Annotated in this window: 25 protein-coding genes; 11 read left to right on the top strand and 14 right to left on the bottom strand. The window is 71.6% G+C overall.

Annotated elements, in window-relative coordinates; translation table 11 throughout:
- Nucleotides 1-11 precede the first annotated feature (11 nt).
- Together KUA19_RS08855 and KUA19_RS08850 are read right to left on the bottom strand one after the other, a co-directional pair.
- A complete protein-coding gene (locus KUA19_RS08855; RefSeq protein ID WP_308167385.1) occupies nucleotides 12-3266 on the bottom strand; it encodes a carbohydrate binding domain-containing protein in 3255 nt (1084 codons plus the stop codon).
- Nucleotides 3267-3449: 183 nt separating this feature from the next.
- A complete protein-coding gene (locus tag KUA19_RS08850; RefSeq protein ID WP_217395651.1) occupies nucleotides 3450-4178 on the bottom strand; it encodes a Type 1 glutamine amidotransferase-like domain-containing protein in 729 nt (242 codons plus the stop codon).
- 90 nt (nucleotides 4179-4268) lie between these two features.
- On the opposite strand from KUA19_RS08850, the gene KUA19_RS08845 reads away from it, so the two are divergent.
- The 3 genes from KUA19_RS08845 to KUA19_RS08835 are packed head-to-tail and all read left to right on the top strand — an operon-like array spanning nucleotide 4269 to nucleotide 5494.
- Nucleotides 4269-4577 (top strand): DUF4190 domain-containing protein, encoded by a 309-nt coding sequence (locus KUA19_RS08845; protein ID WP_217395848.1) that lies wholly within the window; start codon nucleotides 4269-4271, stop codon nucleotides 4575-4577.
- Between the two features lie 20 nt (nucleotides 4578-4597).
- Nucleotides 4598-5029 (top strand): hypothetical protein, encoded by a 432-nt coding sequence (locus KUA19_RS08840; protein WP_217395650.1) that lies wholly within the window; start codon nucleotides 4598-4600, stop codon nucleotides 5027-5029.
- A gap of 12 nt (nucleotides 5030-5041) precedes the next feature.
- Nucleotides 5042-5494 carry a hypothetical protein gene (locus KUA19_RS08835; RefSeq protein ID WP_217395649.1) on the top strand — a complete coding sequence of 151 codons (453 nt, stop codon included), beginning with the start codon at nucleotides 5042-5044 and terminating at the stop codon, nucleotides 5492-5494.
- A 10-nt stretch (nucleotides 5495-5504) separates the two neighbouring features.
- Here KUA19_RS08835 and KUA19_RS08830 read toward each other — a convergent pair whose 3' ends face one another.
- Together KUA19_RS08830 and KUA19_RS08825 are read right to left on the bottom strand one after the other, a co-directional pair.
- The gene (locus tag KUA19_RS08830; protein WP_217395648.1) at nucleotides 5505-7136 is read right to left on the bottom strand and encodes an acyl-CoA dehydrogenase family protein; all 1632 of its coding nucleotides are present in this window, start codon (nucleotides 7134-7136) and stop codon (nucleotides 5505-5507) included.
- A gap of 121 nt (nucleotides 7137-7257) precedes the next feature.
- Nucleotides 7258-7911 carry a hypothetical protein gene (locus KUA19_RS08825; protein ID WP_217395647.1) on the bottom strand — a complete coding sequence of 218 codons (654 nt, stop codon included), beginning with the start codon at nucleotides 7909-7911 and terminating at the stop codon, nucleotides 7258-7260.
- Between the two features lie 175 nt (nucleotides 7912-8086).
- On the opposite strand from KUA19_RS08825, the gene KUA19_RS08820 reads away from it, so the two are divergent.
- The 4 genes from KUA19_RS08820 to KUA19_RS08805 all read left to right on the top strand — a co-directional run bounded on the left by KUA19_RS08820 (nucleotide 8087) and on the right by KUA19_RS08805 (nucleotide 13179).
- Nucleotides 8087-9595, top strand: coding sequence for a M28 family peptidase (locus KUA19_RS08820; protein ID WP_217395646.1), 1509 nt, complete (start codon nucleotides 8087-8089; stop codon nucleotides 9593-9595).
- Between the two features lie 190 nt (nucleotides 9596-9785).
- Nucleotides 9786-10970 (top strand): type III PLP-dependent enzyme, encoded by a 1185-nt coding sequence (locus KUA19_RS08815; protein ID WP_217395645.1) that lies wholly within the window; start codon nucleotides 9786-9788, stop codon nucleotides 10968-10970.
- Complete coding sequence (locus KUA19_RS08810; RefSeq protein WP_217395644.1) at nucleotides 10967-12451, top strand: saccharopine dehydrogenase NADP-binding domain-containing protein; 1485 nt, start codon at nucleotides 10967-10969, stop codon at nucleotides 12449-12451. Before KUA19_RS08815 ends, KUA19_RS08810 begins: the two co-directional genes overlap by 4 nt.
- 143 nt (nucleotides 12452-12594) lie before the next feature.
- On the top strand, nucleotides 12595-13179 hold the full coding sequence (locus KUA19_RS08805; protein ID WP_308167384.1) for a 4'-phosphopantetheinyl transferase family protein: 585 nt from the start codon (nucleotides 12595-12597) through the stop codon (nucleotides 13177-13179).
- A 129-nt stretch (nucleotides 13180-13308) separates the two neighbouring features.
- Here the strand turns inward: KUA19_RS08805 and KUA19_RS08800 are convergent, their stop codons facing one another.
- Together KUA19_RS08800 and KUA19_RS08795 are read right to left on the bottom strand one after the other, a co-directional pair.
- Entirely contained in the window at nucleotides 13309-13803 is a 495-nt protein-coding gene (locus KUA19_RS08800) for a hypothetical protein (RefSeq protein ID WP_217395643.1), read from the bottom strand.
- A gap of 19 nt (nucleotides 13804-13822) precedes the next feature.
- Nucleotides 13823-15016, bottom strand: a complete 1194-nt coding sequence (locus tag KUA19_RS08795) for a DMT family transporter (RefSeq protein ID WP_308167383.1) — start codon at nucleotides 15014-15016, stop codon at nucleotides 13823-13825.
- Between the two features lie 69 nt (nucleotides 15017-15085).
- Between KUA19_RS08795 and KUA19_RS08790 the strand changes: the two genes are divergently transcribed.
- Nucleotides 15086-16015, top strand: a complete 930-nt coding sequence (locus KUA19_RS08790; protein ID WP_217395642.1) for a LysR family transcriptional regulator — start codon at nucleotides 15086-15088, stop codon at nucleotides 16013-16015.
- Here the strand turns inward: KUA19_RS08790 and KUA19_RS08785 are convergent.
- The 4 genes from KUA19_RS08785 to macS all read right to left on the bottom strand — a co-directional run bounded on the left by KUA19_RS08785 (nucleotide 15968) and on the right by macS (nucleotide 20744).
- Nucleotides 15968-16939 carry a DUF6999 family protein gene (locus KUA19_RS08785; protein WP_217395641.1) on the bottom strand — a complete coding sequence of 324 codons (972 nt, stop codon included), beginning with the start codon at nucleotides 16937-16939 and terminating at the stop codon, nucleotides 15968-15970. The genes KUA19_RS08790 and KUA19_RS08785 overlap by 48 nt on opposite strands.
- Nucleotides 16936-18894, bottom strand: coding sequence for a 3-oxoacyl-[acyl-carrier-protein] synthase III C-terminal domain-containing protein (locus KUA19_RS42525; protein ID WP_254548992.1), 1959 nt, complete (start codon nucleotides 18892-18894; stop codon nucleotides 16936-16938). Before KUA19_RS42525 ends, KUA19_RS08785 begins: the two co-directional genes overlap by 4 nt.
- Nucleotides 18895-18959: 65 nt before the next feature.
- A complete protein-coding gene (locus KUA19_RS08775; RefSeq protein WP_217395846.1) occupies nucleotides 18960-19604 on the bottom strand; it encodes a response regulator in 645 nt (214 codons plus the stop codon).
- 36 nt (nucleotides 19605-19640) lie between these two features.
- Entirely contained in the window at nucleotides 19641-20744 is a 1104-nt protein-coding gene (macS, locus tag KUA19_RS08770; RefSeq protein ID WP_217395640.1) for a MacS family sensor histidine kinase, read from the bottom strand.
- 179 nt (nucleotides 20745-20923) lie between these two features.
- Here macS and KUA19_RS08765 point away from each other — a divergent pair, with 179 nt between their 5' ends.
- A complete protein-coding gene (locus tag KUA19_RS08765) occupies nucleotides 20924-21421 on the top strand; it encodes a hypothetical protein (protein WP_217395639.1) in 498 nt (165 codons plus the stop codon).
- Between the two features lie 138 nt (nucleotides 21422-21559).
- Here KUA19_RS08765 and KUA19_RS08760 read toward each other — a convergent pair whose 3' ends face one another.
- Together KUA19_RS08760 and KUA19_RS08755 are read right to left on the bottom strand one after the other, a co-directional pair.
- Nucleotides 21560-21919, bottom strand: coding sequence for a VOC family protein (locus KUA19_RS08760; protein WP_217395638.1), 360 nt, complete (start codon nucleotides 21917-21919; stop codon nucleotides 21560-21562).
- A 23-nt stretch (nucleotides 21920-21942) separates the two neighbouring features.
- Nucleotides 21943-22992, bottom strand: a complete 1050-nt coding sequence (locus KUA19_RS08755) for a hypothetical protein (RefSeq protein ID WP_217395637.1) — start codon at nucleotides 22990-22992, stop codon at nucleotides 21943-21945.
- Nucleotides 22993-23068: 76 nt separating this feature from the next.
- Here KUA19_RS08755 and KUA19_RS08750 point away from each other — a divergent pair, with 76 nt between their 5' ends.
- Both KUA19_RS08750 and KUA19_RS08745 read left to right on the top strand, forming a co-directional pair.
- Nucleotides 23069-23713 carry a hypothetical protein gene (locus KUA19_RS08750; protein WP_217395636.1) on the top strand — a complete coding sequence of 215 codons (645 nt, stop codon included), beginning with the start codon at nucleotides 23069-23071 and terminating at the stop codon, nucleotides 23711-23713.
- A gap of 63 nt (nucleotides 23714-23776) precedes the next feature.
- A complete protein-coding gene (locus tag KUA19_RS08745) occupies nucleotides 23777-24433 on the top strand; it encodes a class I SAM-dependent methyltransferase (RefSeq protein ID WP_217395635.1) in 657 nt (218 codons plus the stop codon).
- On the opposite strand, the gene KUA19_RS08740 is transcribed toward KUA19_RS08745, so the two are convergent.
- Both KUA19_RS08740 and KUA19_RS08735 read right to left on the bottom strand, forming a co-directional pair.
- The gene (locus tag KUA19_RS08740) at nucleotides 24430-25014 is read right to left on the bottom strand and encodes a TetR/AcrR family transcriptional regulator (RefSeq protein ID WP_254548991.1); all 585 of its coding nucleotides are present in this window, start codon (nucleotides 25012-25014) and stop codon (nucleotides 24430-24432) included. The two genes, KUA19_RS08745 and KUA19_RS08740, sit on opposite strands and share 4 nt — an antisense overlap.
- A 13-nt stretch (nucleotides 25015-25027) precedes the next feature.
- Nucleotides 25028-26026, bottom strand: a complete 999-nt coding sequence (locus KUA19_RS08735) for an aldo/keto reductase (RefSeq protein WP_217395633.1) — start codon at nucleotides 26024-26026, stop codon at nucleotides 25028-25030.
- Nucleotides 26027-26065: the final 39 nt, after the last annotated feature.

Here is a 26065-nt window from a genome sequence, read left to right as displayed (position 1 = left end):
CCTCGCTGGGGCTAGTGGGCCCAGGTGGTGTCGGTGCCGATCTTGCCGGGGGCGGGGTTGCCGGGCAGGGACAGCACGTACACCCGCAGGTTGCCCTTGCCGGAGGCGGCGGCGGTGAGCGTGCCGTTGGTGACGGTGATGGACGTGCCGGTGACCGCGTCGGTGTAGACGCCGTTGGGGACACCGGTGAAGGTGGCGCTGCCGGAGACGGTGACCAGGGCGAAGCTGTCGACCGAGCCGCTGGTGTAGCGGCGCTTGTACGCCATCGACCCGGTCACCCCCTCGGTCGAGTACTGCCCCATCTGCAGCGCCGGGATCGCCCGCCGGATCAGGTTCAGCCGCTGCAGGTGCTTGACCAGCGGCTTGCTCAGCGTCGTGGCGACCGCCCCGGACGAACTGGAGACGACCCCGTAGTCGGCGGCGGTGACCGTGCCCTCCACGTTGGCGCCGTAGTAGGCGCGGCCCGTGGTGGCGAGCGGGCAGGTCGGGCCGCAGTCGATCTGCTTGCCCGCCTGGAACTCGATCTCCGAGCCGTAGTACAGCGTCGGCACGCCGCGGAACGTCCACATCAGCGACATGTTCTCGGCCCACGCGTCGGTGCCGCCCGCGTACCGGGTGGACGACTTGTTCGGGCCGTAGTCGTGCGAGTCGACGTAGACGACGTTGTACGTCGCGTCGTTGACGCTGTCGTCGGAGTCGCGCCCGTTGTTGAACGCGTTGGGCGCGTCACCGAAGTTCATGTGCATGCGCATGTCGATGATGTTCATGCCGCTGAACTGGGTGCGGTCCGGCGCGTGGTACGTGTTGCCCTGGAGGAACGCGTTGGTGCTGGTCGGCTGGCCCGCGGTGCCGAGGGTGTTCTCGTAGTTGTACTGCTCGATCGCCGCGGTGACGTCGTCGGCGCTGTACTCGCGGCGCTCCTTCCAGGTGAAGAACTGGGCCGAGTGGTTGACCGAGCCGCGGTTCCACTTGTCGTTGACGAACGCGGCCACCTCGCCGAAGACGTAGAAGTCCTTGGCCTTGGTCGCGCCGTACTTGCTGACCAGCTTGGCTTCCAGCGCGGGCAGGAAGCGGCGGTTCCAGGTGACGCGCGGGATGTGCACGGCGGTGTCGATGCGGAACCCGTCCACGCCCATGTCGATGAACCGGTCGTACGCGCTGATCAGGTACTGCTGCACGGTGGCGTTCTCGGTGTTGAAGTCGGCCAGGTCCTCGTGCAGCCAGCAGCTGCGCGCGTCCTCGCCCTCCCAGTTGCCGATCCAGCACTGGTGGTAGAGGTTCGCCGAGAACATGCCCGAGGTCGGGCTGGGCCACTGGCAGTTGTAGACCTTGTAGCCCTCGGCGCTGTAGAACCCGCTGAACACGCCCCAGTTGCGGCAGGTGTTGCCCGCCGGTTCGGGCGTGGACCACAGGTCGCCGGTGTAGTAGCTCTTGCCGGAGGTCGGCTCGATCGACAGGCCGTCGTAGGTGAAGTTCGGGTTCGGCACGTCGTAGTACCAGCTCCACTGGGTGTCGCGGACGCCGTACACCTTCGGGGTGAACAGGCCCTTGGCGCCCCAGCGCGAGCTGTGGTTGTACACCACGTCCTGGTAGATCTTCAGGCCCTTGGCGTGCGCGGTGTCGATCAGGTCCTGGTAGGACGCGCCCGCCGACTCCAGCCGCGCGTCCACCCGGAAGAAGTCGTAGCCGTGGTAGCCGTGGTAGTCGTAGTCGGACCGGTTGAGCACCACCGGGGTGATCCAGATCGCGGAGAAGCCCAGGCCCTTGATGTAGTCGAGCTTCTGGATGAGGCCGGAGAAGTCACCGCGGAACATCGGGTCGCTGTTGGCGGCGTTGCCCGACTTGGTGTGCTGGCTGCCGCCCCGGTCGTTGCTCACGTCGCCGTCGTAGAACCGGGCGGTCAGCACGAAGTAGATGCTGTCCTTGCGCGGGTCGCCACCGAGCATGGACCCGCTGGTCACCGGCGGCGGGGTGCCGGTGGTCGCCGACGCCGCGGCGCTGGCGGCCGAGAGGTTTCCGGCCGCGTCCATGGCCTTGACCGTGTACGAGTACGTCGTGGTCGCCGCGAGCGCGGTGTCGGTGAACGCGTTGCCGGTGGAGGTGAACACGACCGAGCCCGCCGCACCGCCGGTGCGGGTCACCTGGTAGCCGGTGACGCCCCGGTCGTCGGTGGCGCCCGTCCAGGCCAGCGCGATGGACAGCATGTTCGCGGTGGCGGTCAGGTCGGTCGGCCGGGACGGGGCGGTCGTGTCCGGCGGGACCGAGCTGCAGGGATCGACGGCGTCGTTCTTCACCACGCCGTCGCGTACCGTCGCGGTGCCCGCGCTGACGGCGTAGTTGACCCCGCCGTTGTTGTCCCAGGTCCCGGCGTTGTTGTTGAACGTCGCGGCCAGGCCGGTGGCGGTGCCGAGGTCGACGGTCTTCTTGACCCAGTCGGTGCAGGCCGTCTCGTTCATGGGTACGCCCGGCGCGGTGGTCCAGCTGCCGCCCGTGGGCGCCCAGTGCAGGTTGACCGTGGTCCACGCCCTGGTCTTGGTGTAGTAGAAGACGGTGGCCTTGTTGCCGGGCGGCGCGGTCGCGCACGGGTCGCCGGTGCCCTTGACGCCGCCCGCGACGGTCACGTTGCCGGTGCCCAGCGCGTAGTTGGTGCCGCCGTTGTTGTCCCAGGTCCCGCTGCCGTTGTTGAACGTCGCGGCGAGGCCGGTGGCCGTGCCGAGGTCGATGGTCTTCTTGCGCCAGCCGGTGCACGCGGCGTCCATGGCGACACCCGGTGCGGTGGTCCAGCTACCACCGGTGGGCGCGTAGTGGATGTTCACCGTGGTCCAGGTCGACGACGGCTGGTAGAAGACCGTGACGGTGTTGCCGGGCGCGGTGGTGGCGCACGGGTCACCGGTGCCCTTGACGCCGCCCGCGACGGTCACGTTGCCGGTGCCCAGCGCGTAGTTGGCGCCGCCGTTGTTGTCCCAGGTCCCGCTGCCGTTGTTGAACACGACCTGCAGGCCGGTGGCCGTACCCAGGTCGATGGTCTTCTTGCGCCAGCCGGTGCACGCGGCGTCCATGGCGACGCCGGGCACCGCCGTCCAGCTGCCGCCGGTCGGCGCGTAGTGGATGTTCACCGTGGTCCAGGTCGACGACGGCTGGTAGAAGACGGTCACGGTGTTGGCCGCCGACGCGGGCGGCACCGACACGACGAGGCTCGCGAGCAGCCCGGTGACGGCGAGCAACAGCACGCCCCACCGGCCGCGAGCACGCTTGAGCGTTCTCACGTATGGCTCCCTGATGAGGGCCCGCGCCTCGACCTTGCGCAAGGCAGTTGAAAGTTTCTGAAAGTTAGCAACAGATTTCTGGACTGTAAAGGGTTTCTTGACGTCCCGGCATGCCAAAAAGCACCCTCCGAGGTGGAGAGTGCCTTTTGAAACTTCTTGCAGCCGCGAGTCGCGGCGACGACGTTACGGACGCAGCAGGCGGGCGCCCAGCGGCCGCTCGACCACCCCGGCCTCGGTCAGCTCCACCCGGTACGCGTCGGCCGTCTCCAGCAGGGTCACCGCCTCGACCAGTTCGGTGCCGACGTAGTGCAGGCCGGTGCCGTCGTCGGTGGCGTAGCCGTCGGGCAGCAGGCCGGAGCCGATGTACTCGTGCAGCTTCTCCCGCCGCGGCTGCTCCGGGAAGTCGTGGTGCACCCCGTTGCTGTACGGGAGGAACGCCAGCGAGTCGGTGACCGGGTCGAGCCCGTCGGAGAACGAGTCCGTCGAGCCGCCCACGTGCCAGCAGATGCTGCCCGCGCTGCCGCCGCCCAGGACCACCCCGGCCTCCCAGCACTCGCGCAGGATCTCGGGCAGCCGGTGCGCCCGCCACACCGCCAGCAGGTTCACCACGCTGCCGCCACTGACCCAGATCAGGTCCTGCGACAGCAGGTGCTCGCGCACATTCTCGACGCTGGGCTGCGGGAACAGGCTCAGGTGCGACACCGTGTGCGGCGTGCCCGCGAACGCCTCCAGGAACGAGGCGACCAGCGCCGGGTTGTCGCCCATCGCCGTCGGCACGTAGCAGATGCGGGCCGCGTCGACCCCGGTCAGCGAGACCGCGTGGTCGAGCAGGAGGCTGCGCGACCGGGGCGGGTAGCCGGGTGGCGGGTTGAGGAGTCCGGACACGGCGAAGATCTGTTGGGGTCGGCGCACCGGGCGATGATGCCACACGGCGCGGTGGCGCGCTGACGCTAACCTCGGGACCACCGACTCCGGGAGACCCCAGTGACCGACCCATACGGCATGCCGCCGTACCGACCGCAGCCGCCGTACAACACGTACGCCATCCTGGCGCTGATCCTGGCGCTGATGGTGTTCCCGCCGCTGGGCATCTACTTCGGCGCCGAGGCCAAGAAGCAGATCGCGGTCAGCGGCGAGCGCGGCATCGAGATGGCGCAGGTCGCGATCATCGTGGGCTGGGTGCTGACCGGGATCATGTTGCTGACGTTCCTGTTCTTCTGCGCGTTCGCCGGCCTCAACGCGGCGTTCTTCGCCACCTTCGCGGCGGTCTTCGGGGGTACGGCCACAAGCGGGACACCGGACGGCTTCTGACTCGGCTACCGTACGCGCTCATGGATCCGAAGGAGCTTCAGCTCGCCGCCTGGCGCGACGCCCGCGAGGAGATCCGCCACCGCGTGCGGCTGGCGACCACCTTCAGTTCCGCCACCCTGGTCGCGGCCGTCGTGATCTGCGGCGTCCAAATCACCGCCTTCGCCGACGGCCACCCCGAGGCGCTCAGCCTGCGGACCCTGCTCGGCTCGGTGCTGCTGCTCGGCCTCGCCGCGGCCGGCATGACCGCGCTGGTCAGCTGCGCGCGGCACGGCTACCGCCAGCAGGCGCGCGCCAAGGCCCTGGCCGAACAGCTGGAGCTGACCGACCCCCCGACGGGTCCGGATGCGCCCGCTCCGACCGACCTGCACGTGGTGCTGTGGGGCGTGCACCTCGCTGTCGCGACGCTCGGCCTGCTGACGCTGTGCGGCGCGTTCGCCACCGCTACGAGCTGACAGGAAGTGACCATGGACGAACGCGAGTTCCACCTACGGCTCTGGCAGGAGGAGCGCGCCGCGCTGCTCGGCGCCCAGCGTCTGGCGACGCTCTGGAGCGCCGCCGGGCTGCTGGTCTACGGCCTGGTCGCTGCCATGCTGATCCTGGCGGGGCGGGACCTCGGCAAGCACTACCACTTCTCACCCGCCGTCGGGCCTACCGTCGGCGCGGCGATGGTGTTCCTGGCCACCGGCGTGTTCAGCGTTTTCGTGGTCGGCTACTGCCTACGCGACGCGAGCAGGCACAGCAAGCGTTCCGAGGTGTGTCACCAGCACTTCGGTCCGAAAAGTCCGGACGACCCCGAGCACACCCTTCCTTACCGCAGTCCCGGCGAGGACCTCCATGTGATCGTGGCTCTGCAGGTCATCCACCTGGTCGCGGCGTTCTGCGGACTGGTGCTGCTCATCACGGCCAACGTCGCCTGAGCCCGGCCGGTCAGGCGGCCGGGGGCGTACGGGCGAGGATGCCCGCCAGGTCCAGGCCCGGGGGCAGCGTGCCGAAGGCCAGGCCCCGGTCCCCGGCCAGGCGTGAGGCGCAGAACGCGTCGGCGACGGCGGCCGGGGCGTGCCGGACCAGCAGGCTGCCCTGCAGCACCAGCGCCATCCGCTCCACCAGACGGCGGGCCCGCAGCTGCGCGTCGGCGGGGTCGGCGAGCTCCTTGCGCAGCTCCCGCCACGCCTGGTCGAGCCGGTCGTCGGCGCCGAGGCCGAGCGCGACCTCCTGCTCGTACGCGGCCAGGCTGTGCGGTTCGCGCTCCAGCGCGCGCAGCACGTCCAGGGCGTTGACGTTGCCCGACCCCTCCCAGATGCCGTTGAGCGGCGCCTCCCGGTAGAGGCGCGGCAGGCCCGACTCCTCGGTGTACCCGTTGCCGCCCAGGCATTCGAGGGCCTCGGCGACCATCGCGGGCTGCCGCTTGCACACCCAGTACTTGGCCAGCGCGGTGGCGATCCGGCCGAACGCCTGCTCACCGGTGTCGCCGCGCGCCGCCCGGTCGACCGCGCCCGCCACCCGCAGCACCAGCGTCGTCGCCGCCTCCGACTCCACGGCCAGGTCGGCGAGCACGTTGCGCATCAGCGGCTTGTCCAGCAGCGGACCGCCGAACGCGTGCCGGTGCCGGGCGTGGTGCACGGCCTGGACCAGGGCCGCGCGCATGCCCGCGGCCGAGCCGAGGCTGGAGTCCAGGCGGGTCAGGGACACCATCTCGATGATCACGGCGACGCCGCGCCCCTGCTCGCCGACCAGCCACGCCACCGTGCCGTCGAACTCCGGCTCGGCGCTGGCGTTGCTGCGGTTGCCGAGCTTGTCCTTGAGCCGCTGGATACGGAACGGGTTGCGGGTGCCGTCGGGCAGCACCCGGGGCACCAGGAAGCAGGACAGCCCGCCCGGGGCCTGGGCCAGCACCAGGAACAGGTCGTTCATCGGGGCGCTGGTGAACCACTTGTGGCCGCGCAGCAGCCAGGTGCCGTCCCCGGCGTCGGTCGCGGTGGTGCTGTTGGTCCGTACGTCGGAGCCGCCCTGCTTCTCGGTCATGCCCATGCCCGACAGCAGCCCGCGCTTGCTCAGTGGGGCGCGCAGTCCCGGGTCGTAGTCACGGCTGCTCAGCAGCGGCTCGTAGGCGGCGGCGAGGTCGGGCTGGGCGCGCAGCGCGGGCACGGCGGCGTACGTCATCGAGATCGGACAGGTGTGGCCCTGCTCGACCGCGCTCCAGACCAGCAGTCCGGCGGCGCGGGCCACGTGTGCGCCGGGGCGCGGGTCGGCCCATGCCGCCCCGGCCAGCCCCTCGGTGACCGCGACCCGCATCAGCTTGTGCCAGGACGGGTGGAAGTCGACCTCGTCCACCCGGTTGCCGTAGCGGTCATGCGTACGCAGCACCGGCGAGTACCGGTTGGCCTCGTCACCCCAACGCTGGGCCTGCTCGGTTCCGGCCAGCCGCCCCAACCGGTGCAGGTCCTCGGCGTACCAGCCCGCACCCTCGCGCGCCAACGCGGCCAGCAGCGGCGGGTCGGCGGCGACGTCGTAGTCCACCAGCGGCGGCACCTGGTTGAAGACCTCATGCGTGACGACCATGCCGCCCATCCTCCCCCAACCCCCTGAACGACCGCTAACCTCCCGCCCCACCCCACCCACCGCGGGCGGGGGCGGGGCGGGACGGGGTGCAGTTTCGGGGAAACTGCAGGAATCTTGGCCGTTATTCGTGCAGTTTCCCCGAAACTGCAGCGTCCGGAACGCCGCCCGGAGGCGGGGCGGGAGGCGGGCCAAGGGGCGGGGTGGACGGGGCGGGGGCGCGCAGCCAGCCGATGCCGTTGAAGATGGCGACCAGGGCCAGCAGGAGCAGGCACAGGGCGAAGCCGCCCTGGTCGGCGATGAAGTCGGCGGCGGTCTTGCCCGTCGGCATCGGCACGGTCAGCTGCTCGCGCAGCCGCGACTCCAGCAGGGCCCGCGCGGTGGCCTGGTTGGCCACCAGGAACACCGCCCCGATCGCGGCGGCCAGCGCGGTGGCGGCCCGCCGCGCCCGCACCCCGCGGATCGCCACGGCACCGGCCAGGCCGACCAGCACCAGCACCAGCACCGCGATCGCGAGCGGCTGCGGTGGCAGGGTGTCGTCCCGGGCCTGTTCGGCCGGGCGCAGATGGTCCGAGGTCACCTCGGGCGCGCCGCCGACGGCGAGGTCCCAGCCGGTGTAGGTGGTGGTGCCGCCGGGCGCGGCCCGGCCGTAGCCGCCCGGGGCGTCGCAGGAGACCGCCAGGAACGGCATGAGCAGACAGAATCCGGCCAACAGCAGCGCCGCCGGGCTGGACCAGCGGGCGGTGGACCGGGCTGATCGACGTAGATCGAATGCCACGGGCGTCAGGGTAGGCGCGAGTGCCCGAACGCGCCAACGCTCAGCACCGCACCGCGTCCAGCCGACACCCAGCGGGCACCGAAATGATTTTCAGTATTCACATTCGTCACTACGGGTCATATCCTGCGGGCGCCGGTGACCCCCGGCGATTTCCCCATACCGTGAGGAGCACGACTTGAGACCCCAACCGGTCCTGCGCGGTCTGCTGACCCTGGCCCTGGCCACCGCGGGCGCCCTGGCCGCGCCCCCGGCCCTGGCCGCCGCCCCGGCCCCGGCGCTCCCGGCTGCAGCGCTGGCCGCCCCCGACATCTCCTTGACGAACGTCAAGGCGCACCTGACCCAGTTCCAGAGCATCGCCACCGCCAACGGCGGCACCCGCCGCTCCACCACCGCGGGCTACACCGCGTCGGTGAACTACGTCTACGACAAGCTCGTCGCGGCGGGCTTCACCGTGGTGAAGCAGAGCTGCACCTCGGGCTGCACCTCCGGCGCGGGCCCGAACGTGATCGCGGACTGGCCGGGCGGCGACGCCAACAACGTGTACATGTTCGGGGCCCACCTCGACAGCGTCTCGGCCGGTCCGGGCATCAACGACAACGCCTCGGGCTCGTCCACCATCCTCGAGATCGCCCTGACGCTGGCCGCGACCAAGCCGAGCATGCTCAACCACGTCCGGTTCGGCTGGTGGACCGACGAAGAGCAGGGCCTCAACGGCTCGGAGTTCTACGCCAACAACCTGTCGGCCACGGAGCGCGCCAAGATCAAGGCGTACTTCAACTTCGACATGGTGGGTTCGAAGAACGGCGGCTACTTCATCAACCGGATCACGTCGACGCCGGGCGCGGTGCTCAAGGCGTACTACGACTCGATCGGGGTGCAGACCGAGGAGAACACCGAGGGCGCCGGGCGCTCCGACGACGCCTCGTTCAACACCGTGGGCGTGCAGACCTCGGGGGTGGCCGCGGGTGCGTCGCGGGTCAAGACCGCGGCGCAGGTCACCAAGTGGGGCGGCACCCAGACCGCGTTCGACGCCTGCTACCACTCGGCCTGCGACACCACGAGCAACATCAGCGACACGGTGCTCGACCGGGCGGGCGACGCGGCGGCGTACGCGCTGTGGAACCTGGCCACCGGCACCCCGGCGACCGTGGTGTGGCAGGACACCTTCGAGACCACGACCGGGTGGACCGTGAACCCGAGCGGCACCGACGGCGCCACCACCGGCGCCTGGGAGCGCGGCGACCCGGCCGACACCAACTCCGGCGGCGCCAAGCAGCTCGGCACCACCGTCTCCGGGACAAACGACCTGGTCACCGGGCGCCTGGCGGGCACGGCCGCGGGTGACTACGACATCGACGGGGGTACGACCAGCGTCCGCTCCCCCGCGGTGACCCTGCCCGCCTCGGGCGCGATCAACCTGTCGCTGTCGTGGTACCTGGCGCACGGGTCGAACTCCTCCAACGCCGACTTCTTCCGGGTCTCGGTGGTGCACAGCGGCGGCACGACCGCCCTGTTCACCCAGGCCGGGGCGGCGAGCAACCGCAACGGCGCCTGGGCGCAGGGGACCTGGAGCCTCAGCCCGTACGCGGGGCAGTCGGTGCGGATCCTGATCGAGGCGGCCGACGCCTCGACCGCCAGCCTCGTCGAGGCGGGCGTGGACGATGTGAAGATCACCGTTTCGTGATGCGCGTCACCTGATCGGGTGCGGGCGGGCCGCTCGGCGACCCGCCCGCACCTGCGTATGAGCATCGCCACACTCGGTCACGGCGTCCCGCCCCGCGGTTGTTCACCCTTTGGCCCTAGACTCCTCCGTCGGCGTTCCCGCACCGGGTGCGCATCAAACCCTTCAGTGGAGGATTAGCGAGACAATGGCGATGACCAACGGCACCACCCTGGTCACCACGTTCGCGGCAGGCAACCGCGAGATCCAGGACTTCCTCGACACGACCCGGCAGGAAACCCCCTACCTGGTCATTGACACCAAGGTCGCGGCGGACAAGTACCTCCGCCTGACCGGCGCCTTCCGCCAGACCCAGGTCTTCTACGCGGTCAAGGCCAACCCCCAGCCGCAGCTGATCAGGCGACTCGCCCGGCTCGGCTCCTCGTTCGACGTGGCAAGCCCCGCAGAGATCGACCTGTGCCTCTCCGAGGGTGCGGATCCGGGCCGCCTGTCGTACGGGAACACCATCAAGAAGGCCTCCGACATCCGCTACGCGTACGAACGCGGTGTGCGGTTGTTCGTCTTCGACAGCGAGGCCGAGCTCCACAAGATCGCCGAGAACGCCCCGGGCGCGTCCGTCTTCTGCCGCCTGCTGGCCGGCAGCGCCGGTGCCCAGTGGCCGCTGAGCCGCAAGTTCGGCTGCGCGCCGGACATGGCGGTGGAGCTGCTCGACTCGGCCCGCCGACTCGGGCTGGTTCCGGTCGGGATCTCCTTCCATGTGGGCTCGCAGCAGCTCGACCCGACCCGGTGGGAACCCAGCATCGCCCAGGCGGCGCGGGTCTTCCGGGAGCTGGCCGGGCGTGGCGTGCACCTGTGGCTGCTCGACGTCGGCGGGGGCTTCCCCACCGACTACAAGCAGCCGGTCGCGCCGATCGAGGAGTACGCGGAGGCGATCGAAGGGGCGGTGGACCGCCACTTCGCCGACCTGCCGTCACCTCACCTGGCCGTGGAGCCGGGCCGTTTCATCGCCGCCGACACCGGGGTGCTCCGCGCCCAGGTGGTGCTGGTGTCGCAGAAGTCCTACGAAGACGATCACCGATGGGTCTACCTGGACATCGGTCGCTTCGGCGGGCTGGCGGAGACGGAGGGCGAGGCGATCCAGTATCGCCTGGTCACCGCCCGTGACGGCGAGCCGTGCGGGCCGGTCGTGCTGGCGGGTCCGACGTGCGACAGCGTCGACATCCTGTACGAGAAGGCCCCCTACCGGCTCCCACTGGACCTGAAGCCCGGCGATTACGTCGACATTCTGGGCACCGGGGCCTATACCACCACGTATTCTTCCGTTGGATTCAACGGGTTCGCACCATTGGCAACATTCTGTATCGGAGACGGCGCGTGACTACTTCCATTCCCAAGCTTGCCTTCGACGGCCGCATCCTCCTGCTCGGCAGCGGCTCTGTCTCGCAGTGCCTGCAGCCGCTGCTGCTGCGCCACCTGGACATGGACTTCACGCGCCTGACGGTGATGGACTTCGAGGACCTCGCCCACACCGCCGCCGAGGTGACCGCCGCCGGCGGCACCTACGTGCGGGAGCGGATCACCGAGGAGAACATCGAGACCAAGCTCGCCGAGTACGTCGGCGAGGGCGATCTGCTGATCAACCTGGCGTGGAACATCGACACCTGCACGATCATCGACTGGTGTCAGCGCCACGGGACCCTCTACGTCGACACCTCGGTCGAGGAGTGGGACCCGTACGCCGACCAGCTCAACGCCACGCCGCAGTCGCGCACCCTCTACGCCCGGCACATGAAGCTGCGCGAGAAGGCCAAGTCGTGGCGGGCCGACGGCCCCACCGCGGTCGTCGAGCACGGCGCCAACCCGGGCCTGGTCAGCCACTGGACCAAGGTCGCGCTCATCGACATCGCCACCGCGATGCTCAAGGAGCCCGAGCGCCTGGCCCGCCCGCTGGACGAGGCCCACCGCACCCGGCTGGAGGAGGCCCTGGCCAACCGCGACTTCGCGGCCCTGGGCAAGGAGACCGGCACCAAGGTCATCCACATCTCCGAGCGCGACACCCAGGTCGGCGACAAGCCCAAGCAGGTCGGCGAGTTCGTCAACACCTGGTCGGTCGAGGGCTTCTACGAGGAGGGCATCGCCCCCGCCGAGCTCGGCTGGGGCACGCACGAGCCGTCGCTGCCCGAGCACGCGTACACGCACGAGTCCGGCCCGCAGAACCAGATCTGCCTGGCCCAGACCGGCATCACCACGTACGTGCGCTCCTGGGTGCCGATCGGCGGCCCGATCATCGGCATGGTGGTCCGCCACGGTGAGGCCTTCACCATCAGCGACCACCTGACCGTGTGGGAGGACGGCAAGGCCGTGTACCGCCCGACGGTGCACTACGCCTACCTGCCCACCGACGCCGCGATGAACTCGCTGTACGAGTGCCGCATGAACGGCTACGAGCTGCAGACCAACCAGCGCATCATGAACGACGAGATCGTCAGCGGTCGCGACGAGCTGGGCGTGCTGCTGCTCGGCCACGAGCTCAACGGCTGGTGGGTCGGCTCGCAGCTGACCATCGACGAGTCCCGCGCGCTGGTGGCGCACCAGAACGCGACCACCCTGCAGGTGGCCGCCTCGGTGCTCGGCGCCGTCTACTGGATGGTGCAGAACCCGAACAAGGGTCTGTGCGTCCCGGACGACCTCGACCACGAGACCGTCCTGTCGGTGGCCAACCCGTACCTCGGCGCGAGCCCGTCGGTGCACACCGACTGGACCCCGCGCAGCGCGTACTACGAGCCGTTCGCCAACTTCCGTCCGGCGTCCGGTGACGACAGTGAGCCGTGGGCGTTCGCCAACTTCCTGGTGAGCTGACCTGCCCGACCGACCGTTCGGTCGGTCGACGCGCCGTCCGGTGGCCGCGACCCGTACTCGGGTCGCGGCCACCGCCGTATCAGCGTCACGCCGCGACCGGCTCACCGATACCACCCGGCAGGCCCGCGTGATGTGCTCAGCTGGTGCTGCGTGTGTGGGTCTCCGAATCGCACTGCGCCACCTGCCTGGCCCGCCTGGCCGTGGCGCAGACCCTCGACACCTGCCCGACCACGGTCCGCGTCCGCCGCGACCCGTCCGGGCGGCCGCTGCTGCCCGCCCATCCGCAACTGCACCTGTCCCTGACGCACACCGAAGGCGTGGCCGCGGTCGTGCTGAGCACCCTCGGCCCGGTCGGCATCGACGTCGAACTGCGCCGCGACCTGCCCGCCGCGGAGCTGGCCGCGCGGTGGTTCGACGCCCGTGAGGCGGGCTGGGTGCGGGAGCGCCCGCAGGACTTCCTGGCCCTGTGGACGCAGAAGGAGGCCGTCGGCAAGGCCCTGGGCACCGGCCTGCGCGCTGGCGGCCTGCGCCGCGAGATGCCGCTGCCGCCACCGGCCGACGGCACCGCCCTGACCGCGCTGGTCCCCGGCACGCGCGGCATCGCCCTGTCCGGCACCGCCCTGACCAGACCGGACCGAGCCGAACTGGTGCTCGCGGTGGCCTGCGCCGCCGCCGGCGCCCTGGGCACCCGAGTCGACCTCGACACCGCCGACCTCACCACCCGCTGACCGCCACAGCACCGCGCCATCCGCCGCGGCAGCCCCGGTTTGGAAGGGGCCCTTCCGAACCGTATTGCGAGCCGAGCCGCTGCTCGTCTCGCTGACGCGAGCCGACGAAGGTGCCCTGCCTTGCCCCGATCAGGCGGGGAGGCGTTGCAGGCGGGCGGCGACCGGGGCCATCAGGGCCTGCAGCTGGCGCTGCGCGCCCGCCTGGTCCTCGGCGGAGCTGAACAGGCGCGTCACCACGTGCCCGCGCCCCAGGTAGGCGAAGCAGGCGGTGTCGCCGGAGCCCTCGAAGCAGGCCGCGACCGAGCCGGTGAACCCGGCGGGCAGTTTCACCTGGTGCTTGGCCGTCTTGTGGTAGGTGACGTCGTCCTCGCTGAACGAACCGCACCCGGCCAGGTTCGACTTGACCTTGGCGAGCACGGTCGCGGCGGTCTGCTTGGGCAGCACGTACGCGTCCTGGCCGGCGATGCCGTGCCCGGTCCACCACGCCCGCGACCACGCCACGACCGCGCGCCCCTCGGTGGTCGACGACGCCGCCTTCTCCCCGCAGGCCGGGACCACCCCGTACGCGTAGTTCACCTGGTGGTCCTGGTCGAAGGTGCGCTCGAAGTCGGCGACGGCGAACACCGCGTCGGCTTTCAGCTCGTCATCGGTGACCAGTGCCGCCTGCAGCCGTTCGGCCGCCGACAGCGCGGCCGGCGCCGACGGCGTCGCGGCGCCCGTCGGGCCCGGAGTGCTGCCCGGGCTGCTCTGGGCGGCGTGGAACACCGGCGTCGGCCCGTCGGCGCAGCCCGCGCCGAGCATCACCGCGAGCAGGGCCAGGGGCAGGAAGCGGCGCATGGGGTGGGGTCTCCTCCGCGAGTCGATCGCCCCGCACGATACCCGCGTCCGCTGGCTGCGCGTCCGCCGCCGCCCGCGCGGTGCGCCGGGGCCACTGCAGCACCGCCACCGAGGCGAGCACGGCCAGGCCGCCCACGGCCTGCGCCGGGGTGAGGCGCTCGCCGAAGACCAGGGCCATCGCCGCGACGGTGACGGCCGGTTCGGCGCAGGACAGGATCGCGGCGGTGGAGGCGCCCACCTCGCGTACACCGACGAACACGCAGGCGATCGGCACCACCGTCGAACAGGCGGCCAGCAGCGCCACCCAGCCCCACGCGGACGGGTCGGCCGGGGCGTGCAGGTTGCCGGTGACCAGTCCGGTCAGGCCCAGGCTGACCGCGGCGGCGCTGCACACGATCGCCGTCACCGCGAACAGGTCCAGCCCGGCGGGCAGGCCCTCGCTGACGGTGAGATACAGCGAGTAGGCGACGGCGGCGCCCAGCGCCAGCAGCACCCCGGCCCCGGCGGCGGAGCCCTTGATGCCGCCCGCGCCCAGCATCAGCAGCAGCCCGGCGGCCGAGCAGGCCAGCGCCGCCATCCGGCGCCGGTCGGCGCGTTCGCGGCGCAGCACCACGGCGATGACGGTGACCAGCGCGGGGTACGCGTACAGCAGCAGCGCCGTCAGCGAGGCGTCGATGCGGGCCAGGGCGCCGAAGTAGAGACCGGACTGGCAGGCGTACCCGATCGCGCCCAGGCCGATCGCGACCAGCAGGCTGCGCCCGGTGGGCAGCTTGGGCCGACGCCACGCCACGACCGCCCACAGCAGCACGGCGGCGAGCGCGAACCGAGCCGTCAGCAGCGTCGACACGTTGAGCCCGGCGGCGTACGCGTGCTTTGCGAACACGGCCGAGACGCCGAACCCGGCAGCGGCCAGCAGACACAGCGCGACTCCACGGCGAGCCGAGCGGGACGGGGCGGGGGCGGGAACGGTCGAGGTCGGGGCAGGGGGAGCCGAGGACACACCAAGACGGTAGGGCGGGCCGAGCCATCGAGGTAGCCTTGGATTCCAGCACATACCGAAGGGATTTCCTTGATCTCGCTGCACCAGCTGCGCTGCTTCCTCACCACGCTGGAGCACGGCTCGTTCACCGCCGCCGCGACCGCGCTCGGCTACGCCCAGCCGTCGGTCTCCGAACAGGTCCGGCTGCTGGAACAGCAGCTCGACGCGACCCTGTTCCAGCGGGTCGGCCGAGGACTGGTGCCCACCGAGGCGGCCCGCGCGCTGGCCCCGCACGCCGCCACCGCGCTCGGCGCGGTCGAGGAGGCCCGCCGCGCCGTGGCCTCGGTGCGCCAGCTGCTCACCGGCACGGTCCGCTTCGGGGTGTTCCGCACCGCCCGCTTCTACCTCGCCGCCGACCTGGTCGCCGACGTGCTCAGCCAGCACCCCGGCATCCGGGTCGAGCTGGTCGGGCAGAACTCCGCCGAGATCCTGGCGCAGCTGCGCCGCGGCCGCCTGGAGGCCGCCGTGATCGCGCTGCCCGTCGCCGATGAGGGCATGGTCGTCACCCCGGTGCTGCGCGACGAACTGGTCTACGTCAGCGCCGACCCGGCCCGGCTCACCGGCCGGATCACCCCGGCCGCTCTGGCCGACGCCCCGCTGGTGCTGCCCGACGCGAGCTGGCGCGACGACGACACCACCCGCCGCCAGCTCACCCGCGCGGTCCAGGGCACCGGCCGGTCGCTGCGCCCGCGCGTGGAGGTCGAGGACACCGAGACGGCGCTGGAGATCGCCGCCCGGGGCCTGGCCGACACCGTCACCTGGCGCGGCGTGCTGCACAACCTCGGCGACCGGCTGCCCGCCGGGCTGGGCTGGGCCCCGCTGCGCCCGGCGATGTACGAGGAGTTCGCCATCGTGCACCGCCGCGACGCCGAACTGTCCCCCGCCACCCGCGTGGTCACCGCCATCGCCACCTCACGCATGCGCGCCCTCGACCGCGCCATGCGCCCCCGCACCACCTGACCCGGCCGAGTCTCCAAGATCACCCAAGTTGCCGGGCAACCGGACGTGTCTTGCGACCCCATTCGCCCGACTGCCCGGCAACTCACCACCGCCACCACCGCCACCACCGCCGCCGCGGAGGCGGAGGAGGTGTTCGTGGGCGTATTCGCAGATGACGGCGTGTTCGTAGACGGCGCGGGGGACGTCCAGGCCGCTGTCCAGGCGCACCGTGATCCCCTGGGGCCGCCAGCGCAGGAACGTCTCGTCGCCGGTGGTGTCGGCCAGCAGCGCCAGCAGCGAGGCGTCCAGCCGCATCGAGTGCACCGCCCGCTGGTACTCCGGCACCGTCAGGCACAACGCGAACGGGATGTTCATCAGACACAGCGCGGTCTGGATGTCCAGCCGCAGCCAGCGTCGCCGCGCCGGGGCCGGGTCGATCGGCGGCACGTCCAGCATCGACAGGTCCAGCCGGTCCGGGCGGGGCCGGGGCACGCCGGTGCCCAGGCCGATCAGCACCTCGTACACGTTGACGTCGTGCTCGATCACGGCCCGGTCGCCCAGCCGCGACACCGTCGTCGGACGCAGCGTCGGCTCGGGCACCCCGGCCACCGGCGCGTTGCGGACCAGGAAGGCCAGCAGGTTCGTCTCGACGATGAAGTGCCGCACCAGCAGCGTGCCCGCCTCCGGGTGCACGAACCGGTGCAGGAACCACACGCACAGCCGGTCCATCGTGCCGTGCGCCGACAGCGGCACCGCCACCAGCCGCTTCAGCACCCGGATCAGCCACACCGCGACCGCCGAGCAGGGCCGGACCACCGGGTACAGCCAGCGCCGGGTCCACCGCCGCTGGTCGCGTACGACCAGCCGCAGCGTCTCGCGGTCCATCGGCACCGCCGGGTCGGCCAGCATCGCCATCCACACCGACGGGTCGCGCAGCACCCTCACGCGTCCACCTCCGCCAGCTGCAGCGTGTACAGCCGCGCCACCACCTCGGCCGTACGCACCACCCGCGCGGCCCGCGCCGCGTCCAGCACCCCCTCACGCAGCAGGTGCGCCAGCTCCGCGAAGTGCCCGTCGTCGGCCTCGCCGTGGTAGGCCAGGAACCGCACCTGGTCCTCGCGCAGCCAGAGCTGCTCACGCAGCGAGTCCGCCCAGCCCAGCGCCAGCGCGGTGCCCAACCCCTCGATGATGAACATCGCCCCGAGCAGATCCACCGGATCCGGCTGGCTCGCCTGGTGGAACATGAACGCCGACAGCGCCTCCGACCCGATGTTCTTGCGCCCGCCCTGGATCTCGGCCAGGTCCCCGCCCGCCGCCACGAAGTCCCGCTCCAGCAGCTGGTAGTCGCGGTGCTCCTCGGCCGCGTGCTTGATCGCCGCGCTACGCAGCGCGAACAGTTCCACCGAGAAGTTCGACGCGGCGCGGCTGATCCAGCGGCCGCCCTCGACCACCTGCTGGCGCAGGTGCAACAGCAGGCGCCGGTAGTCGGCCAGGGTCGCGGTATGGGTGTCGATGCGCCGCACCAGCGGCACCGCCCGCACCTGCCGCTCGAAGTCACCCCAGACCCGGGCCAGCTCCAGCACGGTCCAGCGGACGGCGTCACCGTCCTCGGGCAGCGGCCGCCCCAGCGGCGACGGCGTGGCCGCGACCGGCACCGCATGCCGCACCGCCTGCTCGAACCGCGCCCGCGCGGGCAGCGACACGGCCCGTTCGGCATGCGACAGCGCAGCCGTCGCGGCCCGGCGGTCGACCGCAGGCGCGTTCCCCGGCCGCGCGGCGTCCGCCTCGGCTTCGACCGAACCGTCCACGCAGGTCAGGTGGGCGAAGGCGAAGGAGTAGCGGCCCGACTCGGGCACGATCAGCAGGATCCGGTCACCGGGGGCGAACCGCCCCGTCTGCCACGCCTCCGCCAGCATCACGAAGATGCTGGCGGCCCCCGTATTGCCGCGGCTGTGCAGATTGGTGAACCAGCGCCTCTCGTCGATCATCAGGTCGGCGCCGCGCAACAGGTCGAAGATCTCACCCCGGAAATGCTCGGCGCTGTAGTGGCACAGCACGTGCTCGACGTCCTCCGGCCGGAACCGGCCCGCCCGCACCAGCCCCATGAACTCGCGCAGCCCCAGCCGGAACAGCGCGGGCAGGTTCTTGACGTCCTGGCGCAGCCGGATCAGTCCCTGACCCACGGCCTCGCCCAGATCGGCCCCGTCCTGCCAGGTCTGCCCGGCGACCGGTTCGCCACCGGCCGACATGCACACCGGCCGCTCGTTGGCGTACGACACCACGTGCGTCCAGTCCAGCCGCAGACTCAGCCCGCCGGGCCGGGGCGCGCGCTCCAGCACCGCCGCGCCCGCCCCGTCCGACAGGGTCCAGCGCAGGAACTCCGCGTCGAACGTGCTGCGCGCGCCCTCGTACCGGCTCTGCCGCAGCGAACGGCTGACCAGCTCCGACCCGACCACCACGGCCGCGTCGTGCTCGCCCAGCCGCACCGCCCGCGCGGCCGCGGCCAGCGCCGTCATGCTCGACGCGCACACCCCGCCCGCCGACAGCAGCTCCATCGCCGGGCCGCCCAGCCGCCCGTGCACCATCGAGGCGAACCCCGGCACCAGCAGGTCGCCCTGGGTGGTTCCGGCCGCCAGCATCCCCACCGACTCGATCGGCAGATCGCGGTCCTTGAGGGCGTCGCGGACCGCCTCGGCGGCCAGCTCCTCGTTGAGCATGGTCACCTCGCCGCGCTCGTCCAGCGCGTAGTGGCGGGTGCGGATGCCGTTGGCGGCCAGCACGCGTGCCCGCAGTGCCGCGCCGCGCTCGCCCGCGCCGAGGCGACGGGCCATCTGCTCGCTGTCCAGCGGCTCCCCGGGCAGGTACGCCCCAAAGCCGGTCAGGTACACGTTTCCAGCCATGCCCCTGATTCAGCCAAAGTCGGCGGCGCGGCGAATCGGGGCACGTACTCAAAGACGGGGGTGGGCTACTCAGGAGAGTCTGAGTCGTCCAACCCGCGCTCGATCGCGTAGCGGACCAGCTCGATGCGGTTGTGCAGCTGCAACTTGCCCAGCGTGTTCTGCACGTGGTTCTGCACCGTACGGTGCGACAGGGTCAGCCGCTCGGCGATCTGCCGATAGGACAGTCCCTTCGCGACCAGTCGCAGGACCTCGGTCTCCCGCTCGGTCAGCCGTGGGGCGTCCAGGTCCGCGGCCGGGCCGGCGGCCAGCCGCCGATACTCCCCCAGCACCAGCCCGGCCAGCCCGGCCGTGAACACCGCGTCGCCGTCGGCGGTGCGCCGCACCGCCTCCAGGAACTCCTCCCGCGCCGCCGACTTGAGCAGGTAGCCGGTGGCCCCGGCCTTGACCGCGTCGAGCACGTCCTGCTGCTCGCCGCTGGCCGACAGCACCAGCACCCGCACCTGCGGCAGCGCCCCGACCAGGCCCCGGATCACCTCGACCCCGGACAGGTCCGGCAGCTGGAGGTCCAGCACGACCACATCGGGACGCACCGAGCCGCACACCCGCACCGCCTGGGCACCCTCGCCCACCGCCGCGACCACCGTGTACCCGGCCTCGGTGAGGTCGCGGGCCACTCCCTCGCGCCACATCGGGTGATCGTCGACCACCATCACGTCCACCACGCCGTGCAGCCTAGTCACCTTCGCTCACGCGGCGGGGACCCGCAGCTCGACCTCGGTGCCCTCACCCGGGCCGCTGGTGATGACGACGCTGCCGCCCAGGTCCCGGATACGGCCCCGAATCGACTGGGCCACCCCGAGTCGGCCCGCGTCGGCGGCCTCGGTGAGGCGGCCCGGGGCGATCCCGGGACCGTCGTCGCGGATCGACACCGTGACCAGGTCGAGCTCGTGCTCGACCAGCACCCACGCCTGGGCGTGTGGTCCGGCGTGCACGGTCACGTTGTCCAGGGCGCTGCCGACGGCGGCGGCTATCTCCTCGGCGGTGGCGGCGGGCAGCAGCACCGGCGTGGCCGGGGAGGCGACGGTGACCCGTGCCCCGGCGTACCGTCCGAGCAGGACGCGCAGGTCGGCCGTGCCTTCGGCGGGGGTGTCGGCGCGTACGCCCACCAGGGCCCGCAGCGTCGCCTCCTGCTCGCCCGCCAGCCGTCCCAGTTCGGCCGCCTCGCCACCGATCTCGGCCCCGCGCCGCTGCACCAGCGCCAGCACCTGCAGCACCGAGTCGTGGATGCCGCGCGCCAGCCGCTCCCGCTCCTTCGTCGCCGCTTCGAGTTCGGTGGCGCGTTGCAGCCGCTCCTCGGCGTCGCCGGTCAGCCGGGACACGTACCCCATGATCGAGCCCGCCAGCAGGAGCAGCACGGTGCCGTTGACCGTGGCCGAGGTGATCCCTCGTCGCAGCAGCAGATCCACGGCGCCGACCAGCAGCGCCGCGATGGTGCCCCGGCGGCGGCCGCCGGAGATCGCCCAGACCAGGACCACCCCGGCGACCCAGGCCATGGGCAGCGTGGCGCTGCCGGTGTGCAGCCGCTGCGGGGCCACGACCAGCTCCGACGCGGCCAGGCAGGCGATGGTGACCATCATGTCGGCGCCGAGCATCGGCCAGCGCCGCCGCGCGGGATCGGCGTACGCGGCGCCGGTGACCACCGTCCACACCGCCATCAGCGCCAGCACCGCCCAGCCCAGCCACGGCCGCAGGAAATCCTGGTAGCTGTTGAGCATCAGGATCGCGGCGTACGCGAGGGCGGCGACGCGGAACACGGCCACCGCCCGCCACAGGGGTGTGAGCAGGCCCATCGGGCTCCTTTCGGGGGTCACGGCACCATCGCCACGCCATCCTAGGCAACTAGTTCTGTAGCCCGCCTGTAGTGGATCTGGAGTAGTGCGGCTAGTGGCATATGCGAATGAGTGATAGGAATCGACGGTCGCTGCGCAGCGCCTAGAAGTTACCCCCCGAACTTCCCAGGGAGACCCCCATGCTCCGTATCGTCCGCCGCGGGATGACCGTCCTCGGCGCCGCCACCGTCGCCGTGGTGCTCGCGTTCGCCAGCCCCGCGCACGCCGCCACCTTCCTCACCCACGCCCAGGCCGCCGCACAGCTCAGCGCGGCCGGGATCACCTGGTCGTCCAGCGGCGGCTGCTCCAACCGCAACAACTCCACCTGCACCTCGTTCGAGCAGATCCGCCAGACCACCGTCAGCGGTGTCATCACCCTGAAGAAGGCCAGCGGCTGCGCCATCAACATCACCGCGGGCACCGAGACCGGCCACGCCAGCGGCACCTACAGCCACTGGAACGGCTACAAGGTCGACATCAGCAAGTACACCTGCATCGGCAACTACATCAAGAACAATTTCGCCTACGTCGGGTACATCTCCGGCTGGGGCTACCAGTACAAGTCCGGCGCCGGGAACCTCTACACCGACGAGGGCAACCACTGGGACATCCTCTACTACAACTGCGGCGGCTGCTGACGCTGCCCGCACCACTCCCGCATGACCGCGCCGCACCGCGGCCGCGGGGGTGCGGTTTCGGGGAAACTGTTGGAATCCGGCCTCGGATTCGTGCAGTTTCCCCGAAACCGCATTGCTCGATCCGCGACGGCGGTCGCGTCAGGTGGGGCGGCGGGAGGACAGGACGCAGAACTCGTTGCCCTCGGGGTCGGCCAGGACGACCCAGTAGGCGTCGGCGGCCTGGCCGACGTCGACCCGGGTGGCACCCATGGCCAGCAGTCGGGCCACCTCGGCGTCGCGGTCGTCGGGGCGGAAGTCCAGGTGCAGGCGGTTCTTGACCGTCTTGGGCTCGGGCACCGGCACGAACAGCAGGCCCGGCATACGGTCGACGGCCGGGCGGATCTCATACCAGCGCGGGTCGGGGTCTATCACGACCCAGCCCAGCGCCTCGCACCACCACCGGCCCAGCGCGGCCGGGTCGTGCGCGTCGACGATCGTCTGTTCCCACTCCAGGCCCATCCGCCGAGCCTAGAACGCGATCGTCACCGTTTGGCGGCCGGAGCGCCGCCTGGGTCGTCGGGTAGCAGGAAGACCTGCTTGTTCTCGGCCACGAACAGCACCTGGTGCGAGCCGGGCAGGTAGCTGCCGCCCTCCACCGCCGCAACCATGCCGTCCTGCTCCGGGAACTTGCCGACGTAGCGGGGGGTGCGCTTCATGGCGTCGCGTAGCAGGTCGTCGCCCTTGAGCTCCGGATCGGTTTCGAAGACCCAGTACAGCGCGTGGCTGGCCAGGACCAGGCGAGTGCGGTCGTCGGACAGCGTGCTGACCGAGATCCGATTGACCGTCGATTCGAACTGGCCCACCGGCGCCAATTCGGCGTCGTCGCCGCGGTGGTCCGGCAGTTCGACGCGGTACAGCGGGGAGTGTGGGCCCTTGGCGAAGATGTAGAGGCTGCCGTCCAGCCAGAGCATGGCCTCGGCGTTGCGGGTGCGGCAGCCCTCGGCCGGGTCGGGGAACGCCAGCGGGTACTTGGCGGTCACCACGAACGGGTCGTCGGTGTCCGGATCCGGCTCCAGCGTCTTGAACAGGTGCTGTTGGGCCTTGCAGTTGTTCGCGCCGATGTCGCCGATCCACAGGTTGTCGTCGTCGTCGACGACGATGTCCTCCCAGTCGCCGTTGGCCGCGTCGAAGACCCCGGCGAACGGGAAGTTCTCGCCCCGGCGCACCGGCTTGGAGTCGCCGGCCTCGTCGACCTTGATCGCCCACAGGGCGGCCCGGGGACGCTGCGCTGTCGCGCCGCCGCCGTCGCGCAGCCAGTAGTAGACGCCCGGATAGCGGCGACTGGCGGCCAGGCCCGAGGCCTCGCTGGCGGGCAGGGCGACGTCGCCGATCGCGACCTTCTGCTCGATCGGGACGATCGCGAACGGGTGCAGGGGGATCTCCCGCTCAGGCGGGGGCACCGGGCCGTCGCCGGTCCCGGATGGGCCGACCACCGCCGCGGCGACGGTGGCGGGCGGGGCGAGCCGGACGTGCATCATTGCCGTCGCGGCGGAGGCCAGCAGGGCCGCGGCGATGATCCGCTTTCGGGTCATACCCTGCTAACGCGCCACCCGAAGATCGGATCCTGCCCCCGGCAACCGAGGGCGCACCGCGCGCGTCTGGACTGCCATGACACGCATTCACACCCGTGCCCCCGGGGTCCGCTCGCACCTGCGCGTCGCCGCCCCCGGGTTGGCGCTGATCGCACTGCTGGCAGGCTGCGCCGGGCAGGAGAAGGACGCGCAGGAGGCCGCCGCGCCGCCGAAGTTCCCATCGGCACAGACGGCGGGCTGCGACGCCGTGCGGCCGGTGCCCTCGCCGATCGAGACGGCGGGCAGCATCATGTACAGCACCCCCGCCGAGCTGGACAACGTGCTCGGGGTGGTGCAGCGCGAGGCCGAGGGCGGCCGGTTCGCCGACGTGTTCGGCGGCGTCGAGGTGGTGCCGGAGAAGGGCGAGGCGATCATCTACCGGGTCCCGTCGGCGGACTTCGACGCGTACGTGCGCTCGGTGGCCGGGCAGGAGTGCATCCACCTGCGCGACGCCGCGTTCAGCCAGGCGGCGCTGCTCAAGCTGACCAACCGGATCAGCGACGACAACAAGTACTGGCGCGGACAGGGCATCGAGATCAACATGACCGGGCCGCTGCCGGACTCCTCCGGCGTGCAGGTCGGCGTGACCAAGGTCGACCCGAAGATCCAGCAGAAGCTGGTCGAGCGCTACGGCGCGCAGATCCCGATCACCGTGCTGGAGCAGGGGCCGGTCAGCTGGTGACCGTGGGCAGTCTCACCGGGGGCGGTGCGGGTGCCGGACGGGCACAGGCGGCACACTTCCTGGGTGACCGCTGCTGACTTCGTTCGTGAGTACGCCGTACTGGCGCCCGTGCCGTTCATCCCCGAGGTGCGCCTGCACCAGGCCGCCGACGCGATCGGGCTGTGGGAGCTGACCGAGGGCGAGTACCGCAGCGAGCAGCCGCCGCCGTTCTGGGCCTTCGCCTGGGCCGGCGGTCAGGCGCTGAGCCGCTACCTGCTCGACCACCCCGAGACGGTGGCCGGGCGCCGGGTGCTGGACCTCGCGTCGGGCTCGGGCCTGGTCGCGGTCTGCGCGGCGCGGGCTGGGGCGGCCTCGGTGCGCGCGGTCGACATCGACCCGCTGTCGACCGCCGCGACCGAGGTCAACGCGCAGGCCAACGGCCTCACCGTGGTCGCGGAGCGGGCCGACATCCTCGACGGCGACGCCGGGGACGCCGAGGTGGTGCTGGCCGGGGACGTGTTCTACAGCCAGGCGATGGCCGACCGGATGATCGGCTTCCTGCGCCGGGCGGTGAAGAGCGGTGCCCGGGTGCTGGTCGGCGACCCGGACCGGGCCTTCCTGCCCCGGCGCATGTTCGACGAGGTCGCGTCGTACCAGGTGCCGGTGCCCTTCGCGCTGGAGAGCACGACGGTCAAGCACACCCGGGTCTGGGAGCTGCGGCCGCCGAAGTCCGTCGCCTAGGCGCGCGCGCCCAGGCCGTTGAGGATCAGCCGCCACACCCGCTCGTACGCGGCGGGCAGGTCGGGGTCGGTCCACTCGGCGGTGTGCGCCGGGTTGTGGAACCGGCTGGTGGCGTCCAGGACCGCCCGGCCCATGCCGAACGGGTCGGCCACGGCGAAATCGCCCCGGCCGACCCCGTCGGCGATGATCTGCCCGAGCTGCGTCGACAGCGCGATGACGTGCGCGCGCACCACCTCACCGGCCTCCATGGCCAGGCCGTGGTAGGTGGCGAACAACTCCGGCTCCTCGCGCGCCATCCGCTGCTTCGACTCGCTCAGCGCGTCCAGCCAGCGGCGCAGCCGCTGCGGGGCGGGGCCGTGGTCGGCGGCGATGACGGCCAGCGGCTCGGACAGTCGGGCCAGCCAGCGCTCGGCGACGGCCTCGCGCAGCGCGGCCTTGCTCGGGAAGTGCCGGTACACGCTGCCGTGGCTGACACCCAGCGCCCGCGACACGTCGACCACGTTGGCCTTGGCCGGGCCGAAGCGGCGTAGGACGTCCTCCGCCGCCTCCAGGATCCGGTCCGAGGTGAGTACATCTGCCATGGTGAGGCAGACCCTACCGTTCGCTGTCCAGGTGTGACATCTGGAACGCGTCATAACGGTCGCCCGCGGCCGCCCCGGCGGGCACGGCCGCGTCGATGCGGGCCAGGTCGGTTTCGGTCAACACCACGGTCAGCGCCCCCAGCGACTCGTGCAGCCGCTCCCGGGTACGCGCCCCGACCAGCGGCACGATGTCCTCGCCTCGGCCCAGCGCCCAGGCCACGGCGATCTGCGCGACGCTGGCGCCCTTGTCCTGCCCGATCTCACGCAGCGCCTCGACCAGGGCGAGGTTGCGGTCGAGGTTGTCGCCGCCGAACCGGGGCAGCCGGGTGCGGAAGTCGCCCTCGGGCGTCTGCCGCTGGGCCGACCAGTGGCCCGACAGCAGGCCGCGCGACAGTACGCCGTACGCGGTGACGCCGATGCCCAGCTCGCGCGCCACTGGCAGGATCTCGTCCTCGATCCCCCGCGAGAGCAGCGAGTACTCGATCTGCAGATCGCTGATCGGATGTACGGCCGCGGCGCGCCGCAGCGTGTCCGCGCCGACCTCGGACAGGCCGATGTGCCGCACGTACCCCGCCTTGACCAGGTCGGCCAGCGCGCCGACGGTCTCCTCGATCGGCACGTTCGGGTCGAGTCGGGCGGGCCGGTAGACGTCGACGTGGTCGGTGCCCAGGCGGTTGAGCGAGTAGGCGAGGAAGTTCTTGATCGCGGCTGGGCGGGTGTCCGCCCCGTTCCAGCCGCCCGCCGGGTCGCGCAGGGCGCCGAACTTGACGCTGATGACGGCGTTCTCGCGGTTGCGGCCCTTGAGCGCGTCGCGCAGCAGCAGTTCGTTGCGGCCCATGCCGTAGAAGTCGCCGGTGTCGAGCAGGGTCACCCCCGCTTCCAGGGCGGCGTGCACGGTGGCGATGCTCTCGGCCTCGTCGGCCGGGCCGTAGAGGTCGGACATGCCCATCAGGCCCAGGCCGAGCGGGAAGACCCGGGGACCGGCCTGGCCGAGCGTACGTGTGTCAGTCATACCGGCAACGATAGAACTGACAACTGACAGATTTCAAGA

The organism is Catellatospora tritici, assembly GCF_019083965.1.
Classification (GTDB): domain Bacteria; phylum Actinomycetota; class Actinomycetes; order Mycobacteriales; family Micromonosporaceae; genus Catellatospora; species Catellatospora tritici.
Note: the sequence above shows the minus strand (reverse complement) of the source record. Positions and strands in the feature narration are given on the sequence as shown.

Bases quoted from the DNA above. Each gene is read 5' to 3' on its own strand.
- KUA19_RS08845 (WP_217395848.1), top strand. From the start codon at position 4,269: ATGCCGCCGTACCGACCGCAGCCGCCGTACAACACGTACGCCATCCTG.
- KUA19_RS08840 (WP_217395650.1), top strand. From the start codon at position 4,598: ATGGATCCGAAGGAGCTTCAGCTCGCCGCCTGGCGCGACGCCCGCGAG.
- KUA19_RS08835 (WP_217395649.1), top strand. From the start codon at position 5,042: ATGGACGAACGCGAGTTCCACCTACGGCTCTGGCAGGAGGAGCGCGCC.
- KUA19_RS08830 (WP_217395648.1), bottom strand. From the start codon at position 7,136: ATGGTCGTCACGCATGAGGTCTTCAACCAGGTGCCGCCGCTGGTGGAC.
- KUA19_RS08815 (WP_217395645.1), top strand. From the start codon at position 9,786: ATGACCAACGGCACCACCCTGGTCACCACGTTCGCGGCAGGCAACCGC.
- KUA19_RS42525 (WP_254548992.1), bottom strand. From the start codon at position 18,894: ATGGCTGGAAACGTGTACCTGACCGGCTTTGGGGCGTACCTGCCCGGG.
- KUA19_RS08775 (WP_217395846.1), bottom strand. From the start codon at position 19,604: ATGGTGGTCGACGATCACCCGATGTGGCGCGAGGGAGTGGCCCGCGAC.
- macS (WP_217395640.1), bottom strand. From the start codon at position 20,744: ATGGGCCTGCTCACACCCCTGTGGCGGGCGGTGGCCGTGTTCCGCGTC.
- KUA19_RS08765 (WP_217395639.1), top strand. From the start codon at position 20,924: ATGCTCCGTATCGTCCGCCGCGGGATGACCGTCCTCGGCGCCGCCACC.
- KUA19_RS08760 (WP_217395638.1), bottom strand. From the start codon at position 21,919: ATGGGCCTGGAGTGGGAACAGACGATCGTCGACGCGCACGACCCGGCC.
- KUA19_RS08755 (WP_217395637.1), bottom strand. From the start codon at position 22,992: ATGACCCGAAAGCGGATCATCGCCGCGGCCCTGCTGGCCTCCGCCGCG.
- KUA19_RS08750 (WP_217395636.1), top strand. From the start codon at position 23,069: ATGACACGCATTCACACCCGTGCCCCCGGGGTCCGCTCGCACCTGCGC.
- KUA19_RS08740 (WP_254548991.1), bottom strand. From the start codon at position 25,014: ATGGCAGATGTACTCACCTCGGACCGGATCCTGGAGGCGGCGGAGGAC.
- KUA19_RS08735 (WP_217395633.1), bottom strand. From the start codon at position 26,026: ATGACTGACACACGTACGCTCGGCCAGGCCGGTCCCCGGGTCTTCCCG.